We start from the raw sequence: 20,449 nt of genomic DNA, 5'->3' as shown, positions 1-20,449 counted from the left end.
GTTCGCCTCCAGACCCCTGGGTGGACTGGCTTGAGCTCGAACCCTGTCGAGGAGAACGATGACCACCACCGTCGCGCGGCGACGCAGCACAGCTGATCCGGCTACTGACGCCGATTACGCGTCGACCGCGACCGCGCTACTCGCCGTCCTGACCACCATGCCCGTTGACCACCCTGGTCGCGCCAGAGCGCGTGAGCGGGCGATCGAGGCTTGGCTCCCGCTGGCCCGCCGCCTTGCCCAGCGGTACGCCGGTCGCGGCGAGCCGACCGACGACCTGGTCCAGACCGCGTCGCTCGGGCTGGTCATGGCCATAGATCGGTTCGACCCCGCCCGCGGCATCGACTTCCCGGGGTTCGCTATCCCGACCATCCTCGGTGGGATCAAGCGCCACTTTCGTGACCTCACCTGGGCGGTGCGTGTGCCGCGCCGGCTGCAGGAGTTGCGCATGGCGATCACCACGGCCGATGTAGCGCTGACTCGCACCCTCCATCGCTCGCCGACCGTGGCCGAGGTTGCCGGCTATCTGGGCGTCAGCGAGGAGGACGTCCTCGAGGGCCTCGAAGGGATCCGCGCCTACCGCGCCACGTCACTGTCCACACCGGTTGGTGACGACAGCGGTGCTACGGAACTCGGCGACATGTTGGGTGGCGTCGATCCTGACTTCGAGCTCACCGAGAACCGCCTGGCGCTGGGCCTGGCACTGCAGCGGCTCGACGACCGGGACCGCCGAATTCTGACCTTGCGGTTCTACGGCAATCTCAGTCAGACGGAGATCGCCGAGCGGGTAGGCATTTCCCAGATGCACGTTTCCCGTCTCATCACCGGGGCCTTGGCCACGCTGCGCCACCACCTCGACGGCGAGGATGCCTAACAAGCGATCGTCAAGTCGGCGAGATCGGCGACACAGTGGCTTGAAGGTTCGGCGGCCCGCCGACGGGTAACACCAATGTGGACGACTTCGAGACGCGGTGCCGCCCTGCCACCGCCCCTTAGCGCATTTCCTTGTAGGAGTACCTGATCACTATCGTTCGCCAGTGCGAGTCCGCCACCGCCCGTCGCGGTGAAACGGATGACGTCTCTCGAGATCACATCATTTCCGAACGCGTGAGCGGCACGCTGGCCTATACGATCGCGGGCAGGGGAGAGCCCCTGCTGCTCGTTCACGGCCTCGGCGGCAGCCGCCACACCTGGCGCCACCTCATCGGCACCCTGGCCCAGACGCACACCGTGATCGCACCGGACCTACCCGGTCACGGCGACTCCGCCGCGCCCGACGGGGACTACTCCCTCGGCGCCCACGCCACCGCCCTGCGTGACCTGCTCGTCTCGCTGGGCCTGACGTCAGCGACCATCGTCGGCCACAGCCTGGGCGGCGGAATCGCCCTCCAGTTCGCCTACCAGTTCCCCGAGCGGACCGATCGTCTCGTGCTCATCAGCAGCGGAGGCCTCGGACCCCAGCTCACCCCGGCGTTACGGGCGGCCACCCTGCCGGCCGCGGGCACCGTCGTCGCGGCGTTGGCGCGGATCCCTTCCTTCCTGACCAGGCGGGTGCTCTCCGAGATGCCGGCGCTGATCGCCCGCGAGGACGCACAGCCCGTGGCGGACGGTCTGCACGACCTCGCCGACGCACGGCGGCGCCGTACGTTCATCCGCACCGCGCGCACGGTCATCGACTGGCGAGGGCAGACCGTCAGCGCCATCCGGCACCTCCAGCTGTTGGTCGGCCTTCCGGTCCTGGTGGTGTGGGGCAGCAACGACAAGACCATCCCGCCCCAGCACCACGAAGCGATCGCGGCGGCGACACCCGCCTTTTACACCGCTGAGATCGCCGACGCCGGGCACTACCCGCACGAGACCGCACCGGACCGCGTCGCTGCCGCGATCCGGGCGTTCCTACGTACCACCCGGCCCTTTCGATATTCGGAGGCTTCGTGGCGTGACGTCATCGAAGCGACGTCGAAGGCTGCCGGCAGCGACGGACCGGAAGAGCAGATCGTGGCCGCCGCATAACGCACTCGGCCAGGATCACTAGCGGTGAAGAGACGAGGAATTCATGGGACCCGACCAGAAGGCCGGGGGCGCGGCCGGACGAAAGGCGGCCCTTACCGCGCCCGCCGATGGGGACGGCTTCAGCAGCAGCTGGGAACGGGTGGGAGCCGAACGGCTGCACCTCCGTCAACGTAACAACAGCAACGCCACAGCTCCCGTCGTGATGCTGCATGGCCTGGCCTGCTCGCACCGACACCTGGTACCCACCGCCTACGCCGTCCGGCGCCACCCGGTCTTCCTCCCCGATCTCCTTGGTTTCGGCCTGTCGGACAAGCCCGCCGCAGCACTCGACGTCGGTGAGCACGCGCAGGTCATCGGCGCTCTTCTGGACCATTTGGCCATCCCGCCGGTCGGCTTGGTCGGCTGCTCGTTCGGTGCGCAGGTCGCGGCCGAGTTGACGGTCCGTCGGCCGGACCTCGTCGCCAGCCTGATCCTGGTCGGGCCGACCACCGACCCGACCGCGGCGAGCGTCCAGGGTCAGCTCCGGCGGCTGCTGCTGGACCTTGTCGGTGAAGATCCGCGGCAGGCCCGGATCCTGGCGGCGGACATCCGTGACGCCGGGGTACGCCGGATCCTGGCGACGCTGCGGCATGCGGTCCGCCATCCGATGACCGCCACGTTGGGCGCGATCACCGTGCCCACCTTGCTGGTCCGCGGCAGCGCCGACAGGATCGCTCCGGACACGTGGCTCGCCAAAGCCGGCGCGCTGATGCCGCAGGCGCAACGACTCACGATCGACAGAGCCGCCCACAACGCGGTTACCACTGCCGGCCTACGACTGGGCGCGGCCGTCGAGGCGTTTCTGGGCACCGGTACCGACCGTCCTCCTCCCCGAGCCGCCCGCGTCGCGGCCTAACTCTGAGCCACGCGACGATTGACATCTGTGAGAGGAAGCCAACCTGTGATCGGCGTAGGGTTGGCTGAGGTAGAAATCGCTGCCCCGGTCCTCGGCAGTGCCGACGACTGACAGAAGGTGCGGCCGCCAATGGCATCAATCTGGCTCGACGTTACCTTGGCAACCAGTCCGCACCCGCGCCCAGTCAGGTTGCAACGATGAGCGGGGCAGCGGACCGCTGGGCGCGAGCTCACGAGTTGATCGCTGAACAGTCCGGCCACCTCGACCGGCCGGGCAATGTCGCCGATGTGCTACGGAGGATCTGCGGTGCCACAGCGACGGCGCTGACCGCTTCCGGCGTCGGTGTCGGTGTCAGCGTGGTGACGGGCGACCGAGAGTGGGGCTTCGCGATCGCATCGAACCCGGTCAGCCAACTACTGGAAGAGCTGCAGTTCACACTCGGGGAAGGTCCGTCTGTAGACGCGCTGGCGACCGGGCGCCCGGTCCTGGTCGCCGATGTGACAGACGGTGTGGCCGGCCGCTGGCCGATCTACAGCTCGGCGGTGCGGGAGAAGGGGGTCCGGTCGGTGTTCGCGTTTCCGTTGCTGGCCGGGTCCGCAAGCCTGGGCGTCCTCGACGTGTTCCGCGGACGCCCCGGCGCGATGAACGAAGAGGACATCGCGCAGTCGCTGACGTTCGCCGAGATCGCGCGGACCGCCGTCCTCGACGGCCAGCACGAAGCGCCGGTCGATGAGGTGCCGGGCGGCTTCGACGAGAGTCCGGGCTACCGCGCCGAGGTCTTCCAAGCGCAAGGGATGGTGATGGTGCAGCTCGGCGTCACGCTGGCCGAGGCGCTCCTGCGGCTCCGCGCCCACGCCTACGCCAATGACCGCACGCTTGCCGACGTCGCCCGGGATGTGGTCGCCCGCACACTGCGGTTCGATAGGAATCAGGCATGAACGACCACGTGACGAAGAGAGCAACAGGGGAACGGAGGTTGCCGTGACCACTCTTTCCGCGCAGCGACTGGCCGAGGTGTTCGTTGAGGTCTCCGACACCCTCGTCGACGAGTTCGACCTCGTCGAGTTCCTGCACGTCCTGACCATGCGCACCGCGGAGATCGCATCGGCCGGCGTCGTCGGGCTGGTCCTCGCCGACAAAACCGGTCACTTGCGTTTCATGGCGGCCTCGCGCGAGGATGCCCGGTTGCTGGAGCTCTTCCAGCTCCAGAACGACGAGGGTCCGTGCCTCGACGCGTTCCGCACCGGCACCGCGGTGATCAACACCGACCTGCGCGAAGACGGCGGACGCTGGCCGCTGTTCGCGCCGCACGCCACGGCGGCCGGATTTCGGTCGGTCCACGCGTTCCCGCTGCGGCTGCGGGCGCAGACGATCGGGGCTCTTAACGTGTTCGGCACGGCGGAGAGCTTGAGCCTTGACCCTGACGATGTGCCATTGGTGCAGGCGTTGGCCGACCTAGCGTCGATCGCGCTCGTGCAGGAACGCACCATCCGGCAGGGGCAGGCGCTGGCCGAGCAGCTTCAGGGTGCCCTCAACAGTCGGGTCATCATCGAGCAGGCCAAGGGAGCGGTGGCGCAACACCGCGGCGTCAGCGTCGACGAGGCGTTCGCCCTGATCCGTGGTTATGCCCGAGGCAACAACCGCAAGCTCGGCGACGTGGCCCGTGTGGTGATCGGCAACGCGGACGGCATTGCCGGTCTTACCCGTCCGTGAGCGGCCATCAACGGCCGAACCATTCACGGCACGTTTGGTGCCAGTGCACCAGAGATGCGGTGGCGCAGTTCGATTGTTGTGCTGCCCGGTCGGGTGTAGGTCCGGACCAGGTCGCACAGGGCGTTGACGATGAGTAGCCCGCGTCCACCGGTCAGCTTCTCCGGCGCCGCCGGGAGTCGGCCGGCAAGCGGGTCGATGATGTGGCCCGTGTCGGTGAGCTGGCAGACCAGGTCGTCGTCATCGGTCCAAACCGCCAGGACGCCGTCTGCACGGGTGTGGCGGATGGTGTTCGCGGCGAGTTCGTCGACGGCGAGCGCCACATCGGCCGCGCGCTCTGCACTGCGGCCAAGCGAGGTGGCATGGATGGTCGCGAAACGGCGGACGGAGGCAACGCTGTCCGGGTAACGTCAATCGTCGCGGCGTGCGCCGGTGGTGGCGACAGCGGTTGGTTGAACCTGGCGACGGTATATACCGGGTCGCCGTAGCTTGGACTTCGAAAACGGCGGGAACCCGTCCAGACCTCGGGATGGGTTCGGAGGGCGTCCTCGATCCAGGCCGGATCCATCCGCTGCGTGTCGTATGGGCAGACGATCGTCGCGGGGCGGCCGGCGAAGGCTAAGTTGACGAGCGCCTCGTGTTGGGCACAGGGCCAGATACTCGCTAGCGGTGCGGCCATGCCAGATGGGTTCGCCGATGATGCGGACCAGCTGCCCCTCGTGGGCGGCCGTGAAGGCGAGCAGGAGTTGCGGATTTATTCGTCCAGGGTTGCGGCCCGGCACGGCCATGTCGTGTAGTTCGACTCGGCCGGCGTCGTCGCCAAGCGCGCGACGGATGAGGTCGAGGTTGTCTGCGGGCGCTGCTACGAGGACAGCCTCGTCGGCGTCCAGGCCGGCACGGATGAACGGCAGCGTAGCGGCGAGGTACTGGTCGACCCCTGAGTAGAACAGGGCCGGGTGGGCGAACCGATCGGGTCCGTGTGTTCGTGCCTTCATGGAAGGTCGACCTCCCGTGGGGCAGTCACCGCCAGGTCGCGGCAGTGGGCTTGCCGTAGCCGTCACCGTACAGGCACGCTGATCGACCTAACCCCTAGGTTTGGGGGACAGACTCGCCGACGTGCTGCTTGCGCGCGCACCTCCGACGTGTCAAAGGATTACGTTGAACACCACGGTCAGGATGATGGATGCAATGACAGAGATTGCGATCATCAGCAGGCAGCCGATTCCGCCGCCCAGCGGCCGGACTTCCGTGTTTCCGAGTCTCATTTGTGTCTGGTACCCAAAGGTGGGGGGAGAACGCGGCTCGTGCATCAGGTCTTCGCGAGTTGTTCGACGGTGATCGGCCGTTTCTGCTGAAGTGAGATGCGGTACGCGGTGGCCAACGCGAGTCAGCCGCTAGATCTGGCTGGTCGCCTGATTGAGCAGCCGCTGGTGCTCTTGGATGACCGGAGCGGCGGCTGCAGCGTCCTATTTGACCGCGGGGTCCGAGCCCTTTGCGATCTCGCGCTGGCTGTTTGCCGACGCAGCCGTGTTGGCTCCCTGCTGCACCGGAATCCAGACCCGGTCGTATTGGCTGTCCGGCACCTTGTCCAGCCGCGCGGTCGCCTGGCGTGCGGCGTCCGCCGGGCCCAGCGCCACGCCGACTGACGATGCGGTTTTCTGGAGGGACTGGTCCAGCCGGGTGTTGTCGGTGACGAGCCGCCCACCGAGGTCCTTGACCTGCTGGCTCTGCCCCTTCTGCTGAGCCTGTTGGCCGGTGGCGATCTCCAACAGGTTGAACTGATGTGCGGCCTGGAGATAGGCGACGTCCTGCGCGGACGGCGCCGCGGTGGGTGAGCTTGCCGCCCCGGCAACGGCAGGACCGGCGCCGAGCGCGGCCACGAGAGCGGCGGCTACCCCGAGTGTTCGCAATGCCATGGCGGTGGTCCCCCTCGCAGGTCGTCGCCTGCCCCACTACCCGCGCATTTCAGCCCTAATCGCATCGGTCAAGCGGTCGCGTACGCCTACCCGCGGGTTCAGCGGACCGATCGGGTGATGTCGGCCGAGGCCGTGTCGTTTCGGCAGGTCACCGCCATCGTGACGAATGTTTTGCCGTGCCGGAAGGTGACCGATGCGAGGTCGGTCGGTCCGGCATCGACATGGTCGGTTGCATAGCTCTTGGCGGGTGTCCAGGAATCCAGGCGGACCTGGCCCGTGTCCGCGCAAGCCGCGTCCACGCTTCCGCCCTCGGAGGACAGTCGTTGCGCGGTGCCCCAGACGGGCGGCTCTGCCGCCGGGGAACTCGGCGGCGGCTGGGTTGGCTGTGGTGGCAGTGCAGCCGGGGGCGAACCGCTCGCGGGTGCCCCAGAGCTCCCGTTGCCGGATTGAGTCCGGTCGACGGTTGGGCCGGGCAGGGTCGGGCTGCCCGTCGACGGCAGCGTCGTCGCCGCCGGTATGCCAAGTTGACCACGGCCCAGCCCCGCTGGTGCCGTCGATGGCCGCAGGGAGCCGTCGACCGGTGACCGTGCGGAACCGTCCGGACCGAGCAGCCACCATGCACCGGAACCCAGCAATACAACGGTTGCCGCGGCAACCGTCATCGCCCGTCGCCGCGTCCGTCCGGCTGGCGGAACCGGTGCGACGGAGGGTGGCGCCGCGCTGCGCGCCACGAGCGGGAGGTCGTCGTTGACGGTGTGTAGGCCGGCGGCTCGGGCCAGGGCCGCGGCGACAGCGGCGGCTGCGGGCCGCGCGGCTGGATCCCTTGCCAGGCAGGCGTGACAGAGGTCCCGCACCGCGGGCGGGACAGCATCGAGCGGCGGCAGCGGGCTGGGGTCGGTGAAGACATGCTCGGTCATCAGGCCGGTTTTGGTCTCGGCCGCCCAGGGCATCCGACCTGCGAGCAGCTTGTAGAGCACGACGCCGAGGGAGAAGACGTCCGAGGCGGGTTCGACCGCATCGCGGGTGATCCGTTCCGGCGCCAGATAGGCAGGCGTGCCGTAAAGCTCACTGTCCGGATCGGCCAGGCCGCCCGGCCGCACCGGAGCTGCGATTCCGAAGTCGACGACCACGGCGCCGTGTGGAGTCACCATGATGTTGGCCGGCTTGATGTCACGATGCACCAGCCCCGCCTCGTGGGCGGCGGCGAGGGCGGCGGCGACCTGCGCACATAGCCGGAATGCCTGGCCTGGAGAGACCTCGGTGGCCGCGCGGTGCAACGCCAACGACCGACCCGCCACCAGTTCCATCACCACGTACGGAGCCCGTTGGTCGTCGTCGGCCTCGCCGAAGTCGTAGACCTGGGCGATATGCGGGTGCGACAAGGCAGCGGCCATCCGCGCCTCGTCACGGATCCGCTGCCGGGACGTCGCGTCGATCGTCTGTCCATCGGAGAGCACTTTGACCGCGACCGTACGGCCGAGCACGTCGTCGCTTGCCCGCCAGACGACCGCGGTGCCACCGTCACCGAGTCGTTCGAGCAAGCGGTACCGCCCGTTGAGCACTCGCCCTTCCTCCACGCGGCCCAGTCTGCCCAAATTGATGAGCGACTACACGTCGATCATCCGAATGCAGCCGACCATCTCGCAGCGGTAACTCCAACAACTCTGAACAACGAGCGCACCAAAACCCGTCGAATTCGGCCGATTTACGTTTAGCAGGGCCGAGCTGCGGTAAGGCGGTGCTGGTTACACAATCTGTCGTCAATCCTCACGGAACAGGACGTAGTGATGACGCAGACCGCGGGTATGAACGACCAGCGCACTGGCGCCGAGCGCGACCCTGAGCACGCGCGGCGTATTCGCGATGGTGGGAATGACGGTGGCCGGATCACGGTCGCTGATGGTGTGGTTGAGAAGATCGCGGCGATGGCGGCGCGGGAGGTGCCTGGGGTGTTCGCCATGGGCACCGGGGCGTCGCGGACCCGCGGCGCGATAAGGGACATGGTGCCTGGCACTTCGGCGAGCTCCTCGCAGGGCGTCGGGGTCGAGGTGGGCGAGAACGAGGCCGCCGTCGATCTGGACCTTGTGGTGGAGTACGGGGTGTCGGCCAACGAGCTGGGCCGGGGAATCCAGCGCAATGTGAAGTCGTCGGTCGAGCGGATGACCGGCTACGACGTCGTCGAGGTCAACGTCAACATCAACGACATCCATCTGCCGAACGACGGGGGAGACGGCTCGAGCGGTGAGTCGCGGGTGTCATGAGCGCGCAGCCCATGGCCGACGAGTCCATCGTCGACGGTGTCGATGTCGACAGGCTCGCGGCCGCCGCGGAAGACTGCCCGGCCGTCGACGCGCTCGTCGACGGTCCACCAGCGGGTGCTGCCACGTATCTTCCCCGGCGCCGGGTCACCGGGATCCGGATTGAGGACGACGTGGTGACCATCCAGGTGCGGCTCCGATGGGGGTCGACGGTCGGGCAGCTGGCCCAGCAGGTCTGGTCGGCGGTACCGCCGCTGGTCGGCCGGCACCGGGTCGACATCGTGGTCGCCGATATCACGGAGCCAGCCACGAGGGGTTGAGAGCAATGACCAAGACGATTTTCGGTACGGCGATCGGAGTCGCACTCGGCTTCGCCGTGGCGTTCGGAAACTTCGGCGACCTCGCCCTGGTCGGCCTGTTCGCGCTGGTCGGCTACGGCGTCACCAAGGTCGTGACCGGCAGCATCGACGTCGGCGCCACGATCCAGCCCCTGCGCGACCGCTTCCAGCGGAGCAACGCGGGCCGCGGCAACGTGGGCCGAAGCAACGTGGTGCGGAGCAACCAGTGACCGACGAGCGACCGGTGTCCGCGGAGGAGCCGAGGATGACGCCGGCGACCGAGCCGAGTGTCGCGGTGGCATCGCCTCCGCCCCCGCCTCCTCCGACGAGACGCCAGGACCCGGACTATCTGGGCCGGGTGGTGATCTCCGAGCGGGTGGTGGCCAAGCTCGCGGCGCAGGCGGTCTACGAGACGCCGCGCGCCGGTGCGGCCGCGCCGCGGGTGTTCGGCAGCATCATGCCGGGCGCCGGGCATATGGGCATCCGCGCCTCCGACCTCGCCGCTCCACCCAAGGTCAACGCGCAGATCGACGCGTCGGTGGTCTACGTCGACATGGCGATCAGCGTCCGCTGGCCCGATTCGCTCAGCGAGGTCACCGAGCGGATCCGGGACACGGTCGAAGACCGGATCAAAGCCTGGACCGGGCTGACCGTGGCACGGGTGCGAATTTCCGTGACCGACCTCGTCGTCGACGGAGTGTCCTGACATGAGACAAGCCAACCGGATCCTGGCGATCATCTTCGCGCTCGGATTCATGTTCCTGGCCCTGCTGATCGTGGTCGAGCTGATCTTCGAGCGGTCCGGGGCCGGGCCGGCGATCGTCAACTGGCACAGCATCTACGACTGGATGGGCAGCCGGACCTGGGACTCGCGGAGCGTACGCGTCATCGGCGGTTTGTGTGTCCTGGGTGGTCTGGTGCTGCTCGCGCTTCAGCTCATTCCGCGCAAGAAGCCACGGTTGCGGGTACGCGGTGCCGACGACGAGATCGACGCCGCGATCGACCGCAACAGCGTGGTGCGCACGGTGCAGCAGGCGGTCGGTGACATCGACGGGATCAGCCGGGCCCGGGTCGCACTGCACGGCAACAAGGTGACGGTGGACGCCCGCCGGCGGGCCGAGCAGTCGGAGGGCACCACCACCGAGACGGTCGCCGCCGCGACCCACCGGGCGGTCGACGCGCTGCACCTGCGCCGACCACCCCGGATCAGCGTCAAGCTCGACACGGCCAGGGAGCGCTGACGGAGTCCAGAGCAGATGCCACGGCAGTGCTCGACACGTCCGAGCGCCAGCACCAGCCGCATGCGCACGGGCTGGTTCGAAACTGGTAGGGGACCAGCGTTGAAGGTCGGCCCGGTCTGCGCTCTCGGTCCCGGTCGGTCGCGGTTGCGGCGCTGGTCCTTCGGCGTTTCGGCCTCGATGGGCTCCTTGCGCACCTTGCCCGTGACTCGCTGCGCGTCGTTGGGTCCGTTTTGCCTGGCCGCCTGCGGGTAGACGGTGAAAGATCGTGATGACGCGGGGAAACCATCATGAATTCGGGTGGGAGTTGGGCCCGCTGTCAGCGCCGGGTATGTCATCGGCCAGGCAATAAGGTGCTGGGCAGTGCTGGTTGCTCGGCGCTGCAGCTGCGGTCGGCCGACTGATCGGCCGTCAGTCCGGCCGCCATCGGGTGACCAGGACAACGGCCTCGGCGCGGGCCGCCGGGCGATGATCGTTGGTGCCGACAAGTCTGTCCCGTCGGCGCGCTGGCGCGCTCCGCCCACCGGACTGGGCCGGGTCACCGAGGCCGCAAACATCGATGCGCGGGAACGGAATTTCCGGAGGGGAAGACAAGTGAGCCATGGTGCGAACGGGAACGGCGGCCCGGTCACAGGGAAGCTGTTAGAGGCATTCAAGAGCCTCGCCGGTGCTGCGGAGGACGCCGCCAAGTCAGCGGTCAAGGACAAGCTGACCCAGTATGCGGGTGGCGGCGGCGGTCCCGGCCAGGCGGCGGTGGCGAAGGGGATGGAGGCGCTCCAGCAGGGTGAGTCGCCGGCGAAGGCCGCGCTTGGCGCCGGGATGACTGGCGGCAAGGAAGGGGTTAAGCAGACGTTCGGCAAGCTCGGCGGCGGTGGCGGGAGTGGCGGTAAGAACAGCCTCAAGGTCACCAACATCGTCGAGTCGATCGAGGTGGGTGTGCCGGTTTCGGTCGCCTACAACCAGTGGACCGAGTTCAAGAGCTTCCCCAGCTTCATGAAGAAGGTCGAAGACATCGACCAGGAGTCTTCCGAGAAGATGAAGTGGAAGGCCCAGGTCTTCTGGTCGCACCGCACGTGGGAGTCGACGATCACCGAGCAGGTGCCCGACGAGCGGATCGTCTGGACCTCGAAGGGTGAGAAGGGCTCGGTCGACGGCACGGTGACCTTCCATGAGGTCGCCCAGGACCTCACCCGCATCCTGGTGGTGCTGGAGTATCACCCGCAGGGCTTCATGGAGGGGACCGGCAATCTGTGGCGGGCGCCTGGGCGCCGGGCGCGGTTGGAGCTCAAGCATTTCGTGCGGCACGTGATGCGCGAGACGATCCTGAACCCCGACGACGTCCATGGCTGGCGCGGCGAAATCCGCGACGGCGAGGTCGTCCAGGAGGACGAGCGCTCGGGCGACGAGGGCGACGACAGCGGGCAGCAGGAGGAGCCGAAGTCCCAGCGCGAGGAGGACAAGGCCGACGAGGGCGCGAAAGATGGCGAGGCCGACAGGACTGAGGAGGAGAAGCAGTCCGCTGGCGCCTCTGGTTAGCGCCGCCGGCCCGACGCCTACCGACGTCAGGGCTTGCCGCAGACCATTCCGATGCCATCGACTCTCGGTTTTACCGAGCTTGCACCGCCGGTGAGTCACCGTCTGGCGATGTTTGCCCAACCCTGCCTATCTCCGCGGCAACTGCAGTCGCGGCGGCCTGGGCCATCGTTGCGTAGGTCAGTGCGACTATCGCCAGTGCGGCGGACTGCGTAGGTTCCTCGATCGCCATTGCCCGCTCGGCGCATGTGTCCGCATTACGCAGGGACGAGTCGTACTCAGCCCGGTGCTGACGTGCGCGGTCATCAGTCATCGATATCTCCTTTGTGCGAGGGCGCAGTCCTAAAAGGAGCGTCCGCGTACTGCGTGCCCGCGGCGCGACCAAGACTCGCGGTGTTCATCGTGAGGCGATTGTGAGTGCGCCGAGGAAGTCGTGTGCCCACTTGTCGATGTCGTTCTCGCGGACCTGATTACGCATCGGCCGCATGCGTTCGGCGAGCTCGGAGGTGTCGGCGTGCAGGGCGTCGGTGAGTGCTCGTTTTATGTCTTCGACGTCGTGGGGGTTGACCTGGAAGGCAGTGTCGAGTTCGGCGGCGGCGCCGGCGAACTCGCTAAGTACCAAGGCGCCTTGGTCGTCGAGACGGGCGGCGACGTATTCCTTGGCGACGAGGTTCATGCCGTCGCGCAAGGGGGTGATGAGCATGATGTCGGCGGCGAGGTACAGCGCGACGAGTTCGGCGCGGTTCATCGACTGGAACAGGTAGTGCACGGGGACCTGGCCGACGGCGCCGTATTCGCCGTTGATTCGGCCTACTTCGCGTTCGACCCGGGCGCGGAGTTCCTGGTATTCCAGCACGCGCATCCGGCTGGGGGTGGCGACCTGGACCAGGACCACGTCGTCGTTGGACACGGTGCCGTCGGCGAGCAGTTCGCCGTACGCCTCGAGTCGTTGTTCGATGCCCTTGGTGTAGTCGAGGCGGTCGACGCCGAGCAGCATGCGACGGTCGCCGCCGAGTTCGGTGCGCATCCGGCGAGCCTCGGCCTGCACAGCTGGGTCGGCGGCGAGCTTCTCCACCTCGCCGACGTCAATAGAGATCGGGAATGCCCGTGCCGTGACGACGCGTCCGTCATACACGACGTGCTGCTCCTGGGGATCGAGGCCCAGGAGGCGGCCGGTCAGTTGCAGGAAGTTCTGCGCCGCCAGCGGGCGTTGGAAGCCGACCAGATCCGCGCCCAGCAGGCCGCGCAACAGGTCGCCGCGGCGCGGCAGCTGCATGAACAACTCGACCGGCGGGAACGGGATATGCAGGAAGAAACCGATCCGTAGATCGGGCCGAAGCTCCCGCAGCATCGCCGGCACCAGCATGAGCTGATAGTCATGGATCCACACCGTGCCCGCTGGCGCGGCGAGGTGGGCGGCCGCCTCAGCGAACCGCCGGTTCACGGCCTCATAGGCCTGGCGCCACGGCCGGCGGTGCGTCGGTTGCTCGACGGCGTCGTGGAACAGCGGCCAGATGGTGGCGTTGGACTGCCCTTCGTAGTAGCGGTCGACGTCGTCGGCGCTGAGCCCGACCGGGTGCAGGTGCATGCCGTCGGTGTCGAACGGCTCGGGTGCGTCGCCCGGCTGTCCGGTCCAGCCGACCCAGGCGCCCCCGTGACTGCGCACGATCGGCTGCAGCGCGCTGACCAGGCCGCCAGGGCTGCGTGCCCAACTGCGGCTGCCGTCATCGTCCACGACCTCGTCCACAGGGAGCCGATTGGCGACCACTACGAACTCGTACGACTGGTTCACTTCGCTGTCCTCACCACACGGCAATACCTCTGGCTGACCAGATCAAACGCCTCATGCCCCTCGATCATTCAGCGGCTGGCGCGTGCCAAGGGCGTGCCGTCCAGGGCCCGGCGGAAGGCCACGAGCGAGTCGAAGACCTGCAGGACGCCGGCCTCCTGCAGCTCGCCGACGGAGAAGCCGCCGGTGCGGACTCCGATGATGGGGATTTTGAGTTTGGCTGCCGCTTGCGCGTCGTAGATCGAGTCGCCGACCATGATGCCGCTGGCGCCTTCGACCTTGGCCAGCGCCGTCGCCACGACATCGGGTTCGGGTTCGCTCTTGGCTACATCGTCGGAGGTGGTCCAGGCATCGGCGAGGGATTTGGCGCCGATGAGGTCGAGAAACGTTTCGACGTGCTGGGTCTTGCCGGAGCTGGCCAGGACCAGGCGGAATCCGCGCTCCTTGACTTCGGCCAGCAGCTCGTACGCGCCCTCGAAGGGCTGGATCTCCCCGATGAGCTCGTCGAATTCGTGCGTCCATGCCTCGCGCAGGTCGTCGCCGTGCGCCTGCTCGACCTCGGGGCCGCCTACTTCGGGCACGAACGTGTCCCCGCCCATCCCGATGCCGCGGTGGATGCGCCACATCGGCCGGGTGATGTCGTAGCGGCGGAAGGCGCGGAACCAGGCGAGGGCGTGTTGGTAGTTGGTGTCTACGAGAGTGCCGTCGACGTCGAAGATCGCGGTATCGGCCATGGTCTTTGACTGCCCTGCGGAGAGATTGTCATGCGGTACGGGGTGTTCAAATCGGTAAGCGGGGTAGTCAGGAACCCCCGGGCGAATCCGTATGCGCGTTTCGAGCGTTGACCGTCCTGTTCAAGGGAGCGCCGCTACCCGATGACCGCCAATGAGTCGGATCCCGTCACCGGGACGAAGAGCACCCGCCCGGAGGCCCCGGCCGAAGCCGCGAGCGATGCGCCAACCGGCAATCCCGTTCAGCCGCGTCCGACCATGCCCGATGGGATGGGCGAGTTGGACCGCCGCGCGATCGACACCGTGCGCGTGCTGGCCATGGACGCCGTGCAGAAGGTTGGCAACGGACACCCCGGCACGGCGATGAGTCTGGCACCCACGGCCTACCTGCTCTTCCAGAAGTGGCTGTGCCACGACCCGAGCGACCCGCAGTGGACCGGCCGCGACCGTTTCGTCCTGTCCATGGGGCACTCGAGCTTGACCCTCTACATCCAGCTTTTCCTTTCCGGCTACGGCCTGGAGCTTTCCGACCTGCAGGCGCTGCGCACCTGGGGTTCGCTGACTCCTGGCCACCCCGAGGTCAATCACACCCCGGGCGTGGAGACGACGACCGGCCCGCTGGGCCAGGGCGTCGGCAACGCCGTCGGCATGGCCATGGCCGCCCGCCGTGAGCGCGGCATGCTCGATCCTGACGTCCCCGACGGTGCGAGCGTGTTCGACCACACCGTCTGGGCGTTCGCCTCCGACGGCGATCTTGAGGAGGGGGTCAGCGGCGAGGCCTCGTCGCTGGCGGGCACGCAGGAGCTCGGCAACCTCGTCCTGGTGTATGACGCGAACCGGATCTCGATCGAGGACGACACGCAGATCGCCTTCACCGAGGACGTCGGCATGCGCTACGAGGCCTATGGCTGGCACGTCCAGCACATCGACGACGGTGAGGACCTGGCCGCGGTCGACCGGGCGCTGGCCGCAGCCAAGGCCGAGGCCGGCCGCCCATCGTTGATCGTGCTGCGGACGATCATCGGCTGGCCCTCGCCGAACAAGCAGAACACCGGCGCGGCGCACGGTTCCGCGCTCGGCGAGGATGAGGTCCGCGCTACCAAGCAGATCCTCGGCTTCGACCCGGAGAAGACCTTCGACGTCGCTCCTGAGGTGCTTGAACACGCCCGCCAGGTCGCCGAGCGCGGCAAGCAGGCGCACGCCCGTTGGCAGCAGCGCTTCGACGCGTGGCGGGCCGACAACCCGGACGGCGCTGCCCTGCTTGAACGGATGTCCGCCCGCACCCTGCCCGAGGGCTGGGCCGACAAGCTGCCCACCTGGGATGCCGACTCCAAGGGAGTGGCCACCCGTAAGGCCTCCGGCGAAATCCTGGCTGCCATCTACCCGGTCCTGCCGGAGTTGTGGGGCGGGTCTGCCGACCTCGCGGAGAGCAACAACACCGCGGTCAAAGGCGAGGCCTCGTTCCTGCCGACCGACCGGCAGACCAAGATGTGGAGCGGCGGCCCGTACGGGCGCACGCTGCACTTCGGCGTCCGCGAGCACGCTATGGGCGCGATCATGAACGGTATCGCGCAGCACGGCGGGACCCGCGTCTACGGCGGAACGTTCCTCACCTTCTCCGACTACATGCGCGGCGCCGTCCGGCTGGCCGCCCTCATGCAGCTGCCCGTCACGTACGTGTGGACACACGACTCCATCGGCCTGGGTGAGGACGGCCCCACCCACCAGCCGGTCGAGCACTACGCCGCGCTGCGGGCCATCCCCGGCCTTGACTTCGTCCGCCCGGCCGACGCCAACGAGACCGCGGTCGCATGGCGCACCATCCTCGAGCACAACGACCGCCCGGCCGGGCTCGCGCTCTCCCGGCAGAATCTGCCCGTCTTCGACCGCACCCAGTTCGGGTCCGCCGACGGGGTCGCCAGGGGCGGGTACGTACTGGCCGAGGCTTCCGGCGGCAACCCCAAGCTCATCCTCATGGGCACCGGCTCGGAGGTGCAGATCGCCGTCGCGGCCCGCGAAGCGCTGGAGGCCGACGGCGTTCCTACCCGCGTGGTGTCGCTGCCATGTTGGGAGTGGTTCGCCGCCCAGGACCGCAGCTACCGCGAGCAGGTGTTACCGCCCTCGGTGCGCGCCCGGGTCAGCGTCGAGGCCGGCGTGTCCATGGGCTGGCGCGAATTCGTCGGCGACGCCGGCCGCATCGTCGGGCTCAACCACTACGGCGCGAGCGCTGCCTACACCGTGCTGTATGAGCAGTTCGGCCTCACCGCCGACGCCGTCGTCACGGCGGCACGCGAGAGTCTCGCAGCCGCCGAGGCGCCGGCGCTCGCACCCACCGGTCCGGACGGCGCAGGCGTCCTGCACAGCCCCACCGGCGACCGCTGACCCGCGATCGCTCATCTCCGCACCCCACGATCCGGAAGGCACTGTCATGGCGCAGAACGAGAACCTGGCCGAGCTGTCGACGGCGGGGGTGGCCGTCTGGCTGGACGACCTCTCCCGTGACCGCATCCGCCGCGGCAACCTGCAGTCGCTGGTCGACGAATACTCGGTCGTTGGCGTCACCACGAACCCGACGATCTTCGCGGCCGCGATCAGCGGGTCCGACTCCTACGACGACCAGGTGCACGCGATGGCCGTCCGGAAGGTCAGCGTCGAGGAGGCGCTGCGGACGATCACCGCCGCCGACGTCCGCGACGCCTGCGACCTGCTGTCCCCGGTGGCGAAGCGCACCGGTCGCGACGGCCGGGTGTCGCTGGAAGTGTCCCCCGGGGTGGCGCGCGACACCGACGCCACAGCGGCGGAGGCGGCGCATCTGTGGTGGCTGGTGGACCGGCCCAACCTGTTCATCAAGATTCCAGCAACACAGGAAGGCCTGGCAGCGATCACCACGTCAATCGCCAAGGGCATCAGCGTCAACGTCACGCTGATCTTCAGCCCCGAGCGGTACCGGGCGGTCATGGACGCCTACCTGTCAGGGTTGGAGCAGCGGGTGCGCAACGGCGGATCGCTGAGCGGGATCGAGTCGGTTGCGTCCTTCTTCGTCTCCCGCGTGGACACCGAGATCGACAAGCGCCTGGACAAGGCCGGCGCCGACCCTTCCCTGAGGGGCAAGGCCGCGCTCGCGAACGCGCAGCTGGCCTACCAGGCCTACGAGGAGATCGTCTCTTCCGACCGGTGGCGCACGCTGAAGGCGCATGGCGCGAACCCCCAGCGGCCGCTGTGGGCTTCGACCGGAGTAAAGAACCCCGAATACCCGGACACCCTCTACGTCAGCGGCCTCATCGCGCCGGACACGGTAAACACCATGCCGGAGAAGACGCTGAAGGCCTACGCCGACCACGGCGGCCTCGGCACGCCCATTCAGAAGACCTACGACAAGGCAGCTCAGGTCATGGATGCCGTTTCCGCTGCCGGCGTCGACCTCGACGACGTGTTCAAAGTCATCGAAGACGAGGGCATCCAGAAGTTCGTCGACTCCTGGGACGAACTCACCGAATCGGTCCGCTCGGAGCTGGAGGATAAGAGTTGAGCCAGCTCATTGAGATGTTGAGGCTCTTGTCCCGGGTCGAGTTCGGCCATGTGTCGGCAGGTTCCTCGATGGACGCTCGCTGTGGGTCGACTACGGCAGCGAGTTGCTGGACGAGGACACCCAGCGGCGTCTACGAGCTCGAGCCGGGCGGCGGCGGCGGTCCATCGTGGGTCCACCAGTGGGAATCGCGTCGGCGTTGATCCGTGGAGGGGCGGCGGCATCCTGCTGGTCGCCGAGGTTCTCAGGACGCGGACTAGCCGGCGCCAGGTCTAGAAGAAGCGACGCCGCTTACGGCGCCCCATGCCGAGCAGATCGGCGAACTGCTGCATGCTTCTGGTCATCCCGCTGGGGCCCCCACGACGGGCTTCCAAAACCTGGCTGACCTTCCGAACCCCGGCGGCGGCCAGCGGCAATGCGACCGCCACGACGGCCCAACGACCCACTACGGTGGCGAGCATTAGCGGTTCCTCTCCTCGACAGTGCTGACACCTCTTGAATGCCCGGGCCGGACAGGAGGCGGACGGCTGTGCCAGGTGACGAGCTCATTCCGGACCAGGCTGCCATTTTCCTAAGACGGGAGCGCTCCACGGAGGCGTTCCTCGCCGAGTTCCAGCCTTCGACAGCCTCACCGACAGCGAGTTCGGCAGCGCCTTACGCGAAGCCAGGCCACCAGCACGCGCGGAAGCGTTCAGCCGCTATCACCACTACCTGCCCGCGCCATCCGCGACGGAAACCCGAACCCGGTCACGGAGCCGCATCGTTGAAACGGCCGCATGACCGACCCGCGCGACAACGACGTCCACAACCCGCGAAACATCGCTTGGGGCATGGCGGAAGAACAGACCTTAAACGAAGATCGCCCTGGTTTCGACCTAGCGCGTTCCTCGTGGGCAGCGATTCCCGCACTGTGGGGTCCGGGGTCGCCCCGGAAGGAAGATGCCATTTGTGGACCCAATGTGGCGGCATCCGAACCGCATTCCAGCAGCTCCGGGCCAGTTCGTGACCGTCACACCTGTGCGAAATCGGCGGTTGTAGTGCGTTCGCTGCGAGATCGCGCGGGGTCGCGTTGGGCCGCAGATCCTTCGTAGGCGGTTCGGGCTGCGGTGGATCGGGAATAGCGAACTTGCTCGTCCTGCCATCGCGATCCGGCCATGCTGGTGAGGGGTCTTGGCGATCGAGGATCCGCGTCGATTTGCCGAAATGTGAACTGCCTCAAGGTCGAGGCGAGCCGGGCCGCCTGGTTGGCGCGCCGACAGATCGGCTTATGAGCGGTAGCGCTCGCCAGGGTTCTCCACGGTGAACCACCGTTGCCCGCTCCCTTCCGAGTCGAACCCGTAGTGGCGGGCCCTGTACTGCTTGAGCGCGGCCTGCCACTGGCTGAGGATGAGGACCGCGTCGCTGTTCTGTGGCAGGGTCTCCTCGTCGAGCATGTCGACGAAGGCATGGCTGGGGTCCTTTTCGATGACCATGCTGAGCTCGCCGAGGAGCCGGTTGAGCATCTTGATCTTGAGGGTGTTGACAACGCCGTCCTGCTTCTTCTTGGACAGCTCCGTCATCTCGCGGTGAGCGGCCTCCAGCATCGGGACGAGCCGGTCGTACGTCGCGCCTGCTCTTCGGTCGGCGACGGCGAGGAGGCGTCGTTCGTCTGGGTACGGCGGGGCATGCGGTCTCCTATTTCGGGAGCAGGCGTGTGAACTCGACGTACTTCTTGCGTAGGGCCTCGATGGGGCGCCGCCCGGACTCGAGCAGAGCGACCATGAGGTCGAGATCGGAGTCGTCCAGGCACAGGATGACTTGGCGTTTGGACGAGTGCAGGTCGACGATGTTGCGCTGGACGCTGCTCTTGGGTGGGTTGCGCGCAACAAGGATGCCGAGGCGGCCCATGTCCTCGTCGTCGAGGTAGCGGTAGAGCTGGTTGACGTGTTCGGTATCGAGCGAGGCGACGTTCTTGAGTTCGAAGACGAGCTGCCGAGCGCCGTACAGGTCGCGCAGGTCGGTTAAGAACGGCGTCTTGCCGTCGTTGTGGAAGATGACGTCGCGGATGTGAGCGCCGCTGATGGTGCGATCTTGCTGGCCGGCAAGATCAAGCTCGGGGTACAGCGCGGAGGACAGGACGTCGAACGCGAGATCCTCGAACTTCTTGTCCGCGCCGTTGGCCCGGCCGGTCGGCAGCGCCTTGGTCTCCTTGACCTTCTTGGTGATGGTCGCGAGTCGCAGCGGGGTGAACAGCGGGTCGGGGGCGCAGACTTCGGCGGCGGCCTCCCGCTCGGCGACGTAGCCGCGAACGGTGTCGAAGTGGGCCCGGTTGTAGGCGAGCACTTCCTGCTTGGCGACGGCTCGGCCCGCGCGTCCGGGCGGCAGCACGAGCGGCGCATAGGCGGTGCGGTAGTAGTCGCCGTAGTTGATCCACGGGAGTCTGCGCAGCAGATTCAGCGGTGCGAGTATGACTGGCGAGCCGTCGGACGGATTGTACGGAAGCTGCGCGTCGAACGGCCGCCAGTC

Annotated in this window: 19 protein-coding genes and 3 pseudogenes; 13 read left to right on the top strand and 9 right to left on the bottom strand. The window is 67.7% G+C overall.

The features are described 5' to 3' along the window. Positions 1-58: 58 nt before the first annotated feature. From DFJ67_RS35280 to DFJ67_RS35260, 5 genes are all read left to right on the top strand, one after another. Entirely contained in the window at positions 59-871 is an 813-nt protein-coding gene (locus DFJ67_RS35280) for a SigB/SigF/SigG family RNA polymerase sigma factor (RefSeq protein WP_116073025.1), read from the top strand. A gap of 233 nt (positions 872-1,104) precedes the next feature. Next, a complete protein-coding gene (locus DFJ67_RS35275) occupies positions 1,105-2,010 on the top strand; it encodes an alpha/beta fold hydrolase (RefSeq protein ID WP_239097652.1) in 906 nt (301 codons plus the stop codon). 43 nt (positions 2,011-2,053) lie between these two features. Beyond that, positions 2,054-2,905, top strand: a complete 852-nt coding sequence (locus DFJ67_RS35270) for an alpha/beta fold hydrolase (RefSeq protein ID WP_116073021.1) — start codon at positions 2,054-2,056, stop codon at positions 2,903-2,905. 197 nt (positions 2,906-3,102) lie between these two features. Further along, positions 3,103-3,843, top strand: a complete 741-nt coding sequence (locus tag DFJ67_RS35265) for a GAF and ANTAR domain-containing protein (protein ID WP_116073019.1) — start codon at positions 3,103-3,105, stop codon at positions 3,841-3,843. A gap of 43 nt (positions 3,844-3,886) precedes the next feature. Further along, positions 3,887-4,618: a GAF and ANTAR domain-containing protein gene (locus DFJ67_RS35260; protein WP_203784501.1), complete on the top strand. Its 732-nt coding sequence runs from the start codon at positions 3,887-3,889 to the stop codon at positions 4,616-4,618. A 23-nt stretch (positions 4,619-4,641) separates the two neighbouring features. Here the strand turns inward: DFJ67_RS35260 and DFJ67_RS43470 are convergent. The 5 genes and pseudogenes from DFJ67_RS43470 to DFJ67_RS35245 all read right to left on the bottom strand — a co-directional run. Further along, positions 4,642-5,007: pseudogene (locus tag DFJ67_RS43470) on the bottom strand (ATP-binding protein); the annotation flags it as partial. Between the two features lie 194 nt (positions 5,008-5,201). Further along, a pseudogene (locus DFJ67_RS44830) lies at positions 5,202-5,294 on the bottom strand (hypothetical protein); the annotation flags it as partial. Then, positions 5,281-5,610, bottom strand: a pseudogene (locus DFJ67_RS44825) (MEDS domain-containing protein); the annotation flags it as partial. The pseudogenes DFJ67_RS44825 and DFJ67_RS44830, both read right to left, overlap by 14 nt. A 471-nt stretch (positions 5,611-6,081) precedes the next feature. Further along, a complete protein-coding gene (locus DFJ67_RS35250; RefSeq protein ID WP_116073015.1) occupies positions 6,082-6,531 on the bottom strand; it encodes a DUF4142 domain-containing protein in 450 nt (149 codons plus the stop codon). A 98-nt stretch (positions 6,532-6,629) separates the two neighbouring features. Further along, positions 6,630-8,108 carry a serine/threonine-protein kinase gene (locus tag DFJ67_RS35245; protein ID WP_170216121.1) on the bottom strand — a complete coding sequence of 493 codons (1,479 nt, stop codon included), beginning with the start codon at positions 8,106-8,108 and terminating at the stop codon, positions 6,630-6,632. Between the two features lie 210 nt (positions 8,109-8,318). Here DFJ67_RS35245 and DFJ67_RS35240 point away from each other — a divergent pair, with 210 nt between their 5' ends. The 6 genes from DFJ67_RS35240 (at position 8,319) to DFJ67_RS35215 (ending at position 11,901) form a co-directional block, all read left to right on the top strand. Next, a complete protein-coding gene (locus DFJ67_RS35240; protein WP_116077020.1) occupies positions 8,319-8,792 on the top strand; it encodes an Asp23/Gls24 family envelope stress response protein in 474 nt (157 codons plus the stop codon). Then, positions 8,789-9,109, top strand: coding sequence for a hypothetical protein (locus DFJ67_RS35235; protein ID WP_211333982.1), 321 nt, complete (start codon positions 8,789-8,791; stop codon positions 9,107-9,109). The genes DFJ67_RS35240 and DFJ67_RS35235 overlap by 4 nt, the downstream gene beginning before the upstream one ends. Positions 9,110-9,114: 5 nt before the next feature. Continuing rightward, positions 9,115-9,357: a hypothetical protein gene (locus DFJ67_RS43460; protein ID WP_203784567.1), complete on the top strand. Its 243-nt coding sequence runs from the start codon at positions 9,115-9,117 to the stop codon at positions 9,355-9,357. A 35-nt stretch (positions 9,358-9,392) separates the two neighbouring features. Then, positions 9,393-9,833 (top strand): Asp23/Gls24 family envelope stress response protein, encoded by a 441-nt coding sequence (locus tag DFJ67_RS35225; protein ID WP_170216078.1) that lies wholly within the window; start codon positions 9,393-9,395, stop codon positions 9,831-9,833. A 1-nt stretch (position 9,834) separates the two neighbouring features. Continuing rightward, the gene (locus tag DFJ67_RS35220; RefSeq protein ID WP_116073009.1) at positions 9,835-10,368 is read left to right on the top strand and encodes a DUF6286 domain-containing protein; all 534 of its coding nucleotides are present in this window, start codon (positions 9,835-9,837) and stop codon (positions 10,366-10,368) included. A 360-nt stretch (positions 10,369-10,728) separates the two neighbouring features. Then, complete coding sequence (locus DFJ67_RS35215) at positions 10,729-11,901, top strand: SRPBCC family protein (protein ID WP_244940449.1); 1,173 nt, start codon at positions 10,729-10,731, stop codon at positions 11,899-11,901. A 394-nt stretch (positions 11,902-12,295) separates the two neighbouring features. On the opposite strand, the gene DFJ67_RS35210 is transcribed toward DFJ67_RS35215, so the two are convergent. After that, positions 12,296-13,690: an alpha,alpha-trehalose-phosphate synthase (UDP-forming) gene (locus tag DFJ67_RS35210; protein ID WP_116073005.1), complete on the bottom strand. Its 1,395-nt coding sequence runs from the start codon at positions 13,688-13,690 to the stop codon at positions 12,296-12,298. Positions 13,691-13,758: 68 nt separating this feature from the next. After that, positions 13,759-14,421, bottom strand: a complete 663-nt coding sequence (locus DFJ67_RS35205) for an HAD family hydrolase (RefSeq protein ID WP_116073003.1) — start codon at positions 14,419-14,421, stop codon at positions 13,759-13,761. A 255-nt stretch (positions 14,422-14,676) separates the two neighbouring features. Here DFJ67_RS35205 and tkt point away from each other — a divergent pair, with 255 nt between their 5' ends. Together tkt and tal are read left to right on the top strand one after the other, a co-directional pair. Beyond that, positions 14,677-16,800 carry a transketolase gene (gene tkt, locus DFJ67_RS35200; protein WP_116077018.1) on the top strand — a complete coding sequence of 708 codons (2,124 nt, stop codon included), beginning with the start codon at positions 14,677-14,679 and terminating at the stop codon, positions 16,798-16,800. A gap of 46 nt (positions 16,801-16,846) precedes the next feature. After that, entirely contained in the window at positions 16,847-17,947 is a 1,101-nt protein-coding gene (gene tal / locus DFJ67_RS35195) for a transaldolase (protein WP_116073001.1), read from the top strand. 1,262 nt (positions 17,948-19,209) lie between these two features. On the opposite strand, the gene DFJ67_RS35185 is transcribed toward tal, so the two are convergent. Next, positions 19,210-19,527, bottom strand: a complete 318-nt coding sequence (locus DFJ67_RS35185) for a hypothetical protein (protein WP_116072997.1) — start codon at positions 19,525-19,527, stop codon at positions 19,210-19,212. Positions 19,528-19,618: 91 nt separating this feature from the next. Further along, positions 19,619-20,311, bottom strand: coding sequence for a hypothetical protein (locus DFJ67_RS35180; RefSeq protein WP_116072995.1), 693 nt, complete (start codon positions 20,309-20,311; stop codon positions 19,619-19,621). Positions 20,312-20,449 lie beyond the last annotated feature (138 nt).

The organism is Asanoa ferruginea (assembly GCF_003387075.1).
GTDB lineage: Bacteria > Actinomycetota > Actinomycetes > Mycobacteriales > Micromonosporaceae > Asanoa > Asanoa ferruginea.
The sequence above is the reverse complement of the archived record's forward strand: the minus strand, read 5'-3'. Positions and strand labels throughout refer to the sequence as shown.